Below are 3,634 nucleotides of genomic sequence, written 5' to 3'. Positions count from 1 at the left end.
GAAAAGAGATGTAGGAAAACGTGCCTCTTTATCAGAAGCAATCCCCCTGTAACTTACTTATTTAAGCTTTGTATCAGCAACACAATCGCGGTAGCCAACTGGATGAGTGCTGTTACAAGGCTTATTTTTTCTCTTTTCTTCATGCTCTCACCTCCTCTCTATGATTATATTATACATCTTTTTGGATTGCTTGTCAATCTTTTTAGACTGATTTGTGCAAAAAAATATAAGGCGTCTGGCTAGATATTCTCTAGTCTGACGCCTTTTTCAGTACTATTTGCAGACTATCCAAAGCACCGCAACACCGGCAATCACGGCCCACGTATTCCGCTGCCGTTTCATCCGTTTTTGCTCGTCAGTCATCAAGTTTATTCTCTCAGTCAATGTCTGCAAAGATTCGCTTTGCTGCTTCAAGCTGGATTCGGCAAGCGTCAATGATTCCCTGGCACTCGTTAAGGACTGCTGCGTCTGCGTCAGTTCGACTCTGCAGCTCATCAAGTCGTCCTGAAGCCTCATCAATGTCTGTTTGTCCGCCGTCGAGTTTTGACTGAGCCTCGTCAATTTGAGCTGCAGCGTCTCCAACATCATTGATTGCTGATTGATTATCTCTTTGAGCCTGTTGTATTGTGCCGCTTGCATCGTTATTATCTGAGGCGCGGTCGTCGTAATATCCGCGGCCCAGCCAGCCGATGGCAGCAACAAGCAGCACGCCAATAAGGCAGTACCCAATTTTCTTTTTAGTTCCCGCATCCGTTTTTCATCACCCTTTCCATGCCACGAAAGATACCTATATGATCACCTCCCCGTTTACAGCGACGATACGATGTGGTAAACAACGGCGCAAAGCGTTAAAAACTCTACGGCCCTAAAAAAATAAGCCCCTAATTTATTCGTCTTCGTATCGACTACTTCGTCGTGAGACGCTTTAATGTCTTCGGCTTTTTCTTTGAGTTCTTCTTTTAGTTCTTCAAAGCCGGCCTGTACGTTTGCTTCAACATCCTGTAATTTCTGGTCAATCATTTCCTTGATTTTATTTTCATCCATGATGTGATACCTCCTAGGCTAAGGTTAATTGATAGTCAGTAATCCCGCGAGCAATAGCTCTCGCAAAGTCGTCGCTGCGCTGCGTCAAAAGTGCCGCATCCGCGTTATTATCGATAAATGCCATTTCAACGAGTGCCGCCGGCATCTCTGTGCAGTTCAAAACTATAAGGTCCGGCCGTTCTTTGATGCCACGATCTACTGTTCCTAAGCTCCTGACAATTTGCCCCTGGATGCAGTTTGCCAGTGTTCCACCTTGCGTATTTACGCGATAGCATTCGACTTCTGTCCCCTTTGCTTCCGTATTAAAAGCATTGCAATGTAACGATACGAAAATATCTGCCGGCCAGGCGTTGGCGTCAGCGCAAACCGCAACGGGCCGATCGGCATATTGCGTATCATACATTAAGTTGTCGCTTTGCAGGAGCCTTACCTCGCATCCTGCCGCTTCCAGATACCGCTTCACATCTTCACCGATTTTGGCAGCTACGTCACATTCACGTAGTCCCGTTACGGGGTTGACTGCCCCACTGTCGTATGTTTTATCATGGCCAGGGTTAATATAAACTTTCATTTCTTCGTCTCTCCTTTTTCCATCGCTAGTTGTTCTAATACATCTTGTAATTTCTTGGGTATAGGCAAGCCGGCTTTTGCAGCGTTTTCGATGATTGATAGCCCTTCATTCGCGATAAAAAACCATATGACAAATTGCTGCGTCACTTCTTTACCCAGCGCCATGTCGATTTCATGACTCAGCGTGACAAGGCATAGAATGACCATCTTTTTGCAAAATCCAGAAAATCCTTTTTTGCTGTTGAGTTTTAAATGGGGATTAACGTACGCCGCAATGATGCCCGTTACATAGTCTATCGCCATAATGACGACAAGGGCTTCATGCATATCGCTCCAGCCCATAACGTACGTGACTATCGTTCCTATTCCGGACATAACTGCCCCCCATTCTATTTGTATTTGCGCTGGTATCATACTTCGGAACCAGCTGTTCAGCGCGGCAATCATGGTTTTCCTCGTATGGTCGTATCGCATAAAATAAACTTCATCTTTGCTCCTTTCATGACTGCATGGTATCCTCATAAAAAAACACCTTGGAGGAATACCATGAAATTACCAAATGGATTTGGCAGTATTACCCATCTTACCGGAAATCGGCGGCGGCCGTGGGCGGTCCGCAAAACGGTTGACGGCCATCAACAATACCTCGCTTTCTTTGCTACATATGATGATGCTTTATCATATCTTGCCGACTACAATAAAAATTTAATCGTATACACGCCGGCACGTATGACGTTTGCCGATGTATATGCTCTGGATATGCGCGAGCGGCGCCCTCGTATTGCAGCTATCACGGCCAAAAATTACGACATTGCCTTTGCAAAATGTGCCGCTATTTCATCCTGTCCATTGCGAGAGATTGCCGTTGCTGACCTGCAAGCAATAATTAAACACATATCTGATGCCGGCATTGGTTACGCAACGCAGAAACGTGTGCGACAAGTCATGCATAACGTTTATAAATACGCAGTCAAATATCAAATATTGCCACAGGCCAGTGACATCAGTCGCTTTGTCGACGTAGACAGACCGCGGAAAAAATACAAAAAACAGCCCTTTATCACGCGCCAACTCAATCGTGTAAAAGCTATCGCTGACGATGACCAACACCCGTTATCTAAATGGGCTAAATGTGTCCTCATGATGTGTTACAGCGGACCTAGGCCATCAGAGTTCATCAATATATTGTCATCAGATGTCAAACTTCGTAACCGTACCTATAAGATCCGGCACAGTAAAACAAAAGCTGGGCAAAACCGCCTCGTACCAATTTCCAAGAAAGTACGAAAATACTATGAATGGTGGATTGCCCAGGGAGGCAGAACGCTGATCGTCGACGACGACGGCAATCCACTAAATTATTGCCGGTTCCGTCGACTCTTTGATAAAGTAATGGCCGCAGCTCGTTGCGATCACACTCCCCACGAATGCCGTCATACGTGTGCGACTTGGTTGGATGATAAAGGCGCAAATAAGATTGCTATCAAACGCATCCTCGGTCATGCAATCCAAGACATCACCGACGGTATATATACGCATAAAAATGTAAGACAACTCAAAAAAGCGATTGACTTATTGTAACTAACGCGTCACGAAAGCCATCGCCTAAATTGCCTTGTATCTCTGAAACATAAGATTATTATGTAACTAACGTGTATCTAACGCTTAAATTCCTTACATATGGCGTAACTATGCCATTTCATCCGGTAAATACTCCTGTAATTCATCTGTAGTAGTACAATTCTTGATTTTTCCTCGAATAGTGACAAAATCGTTATAAGCCGCAAGTTGTTGCGCTCTAGCAGCCTCCCCGGCTGCCATCATCTGAGATTTAGATACAGTCGCCAGTTTTGCCGTTTTCCCATCTATATCATAGACTTTGTACTGCCCAGAATCGCCCATCAAGGTCAGGGAAATCTGCCAGTCCTGCTGACCTGCCGACGTAGTGTCAAAGCCCATGTTGTCAATGATAACGTTGTCGTCTCGATTGGCTACGTACTGCTGATAGTGGTAATTCAGG

At 45.1% G+C, this 3,634-nt stretch carries 6 protein-coding genes; 1 reads left to right on the top strand and 5 read right to left on the bottom strand.

Translation table 11 applies throughout. The annotated features are described in order from the left end of the window. Positions 1 to 376: 376 nt before the first annotated feature. From Q3886_RS09360 to Q3886_RS09345, 4 genes are all read right to left on the bottom strand, one after another. A complete protein-coding gene (locus tag Q3886_RS09360; RefSeq protein WP_301861165.1) occupies positions 377 to 709 on the bottom strand; it encodes a hypothetical protein in 333 nt (110 codons plus the stop codon). A gap of 98 nt (positions 710 to 807) precedes the next feature. After that, positions 808 to 1,044: a hypothetical protein gene (locus Q3886_RS09355; RefSeq protein WP_301861163.1), complete on the bottom strand. Its 237-nt coding sequence runs from the start codon at positions 1,042 to 1,044 to the stop codon at positions 808 to 810. A 13-nt stretch (positions 1,045 to 1,057) separates the two neighbouring features. Continuing rightward, positions 1,058 to 1,615, bottom strand: a complete 558-nt coding sequence (locus tag Q3886_RS09350; RefSeq protein WP_301861162.1) for an N-acetylmuramoyl-L-alanine amidase — start codon at positions 1,613 to 1,615, stop codon at positions 1,058 to 1,060. Continuing rightward, positions 1,612 to 2,088 carry a holin family protein gene (locus tag Q3886_RS09345; RefSeq protein ID WP_301861160.1) on the bottom strand — a complete coding sequence of 159 codons (477 nt, stop codon included), beginning with the start codon at positions 2,086 to 2,088 and terminating at the stop codon, positions 1,612 to 1,614. The genes Q3886_RS09350 and Q3886_RS09345 overlap by 4 nt, the downstream gene beginning before the upstream one ends. Before the next feature lie 72 nt (positions 2,089 to 2,160). On the opposite strand from Q3886_RS09345, the gene Q3886_RS09340 reads away from it, so the two are divergent. After that, positions 2,161 to 3,195 carry a tyrosine-type recombinase/integrase gene (locus Q3886_RS09340; RefSeq protein WP_301861158.1) on the top strand — a complete coding sequence of 345 codons (1,035 nt, stop codon included), beginning with the start codon at positions 2,161 to 2,163 and terminating at the stop codon, positions 3,193 to 3,195. 108 nt (positions 3,196 to 3,303) lie between these two features. On the opposite strand, the gene Q3886_RS09335 is transcribed toward Q3886_RS09340, so the two are convergent. Then, positions 3,304 to 3,634 (bottom strand): hypothetical protein (locus Q3886_RS09335; RefSeq protein WP_301861157.1); only part of this gene is annotated, 331 nt, incomplete at its 5' end.

This window comes from uncultured Megasphaera sp., from assembly GCF_958350005.1.
GTDB lineage: Bacteria > Bacillota > Negativicutes > Veillonellales > Megasphaeraceae > Megasphaera.
The sequence above is the reverse complement of the archived record's forward strand: the minus strand, read 5'-3'. Positions and strand labels throughout refer to the sequence as shown.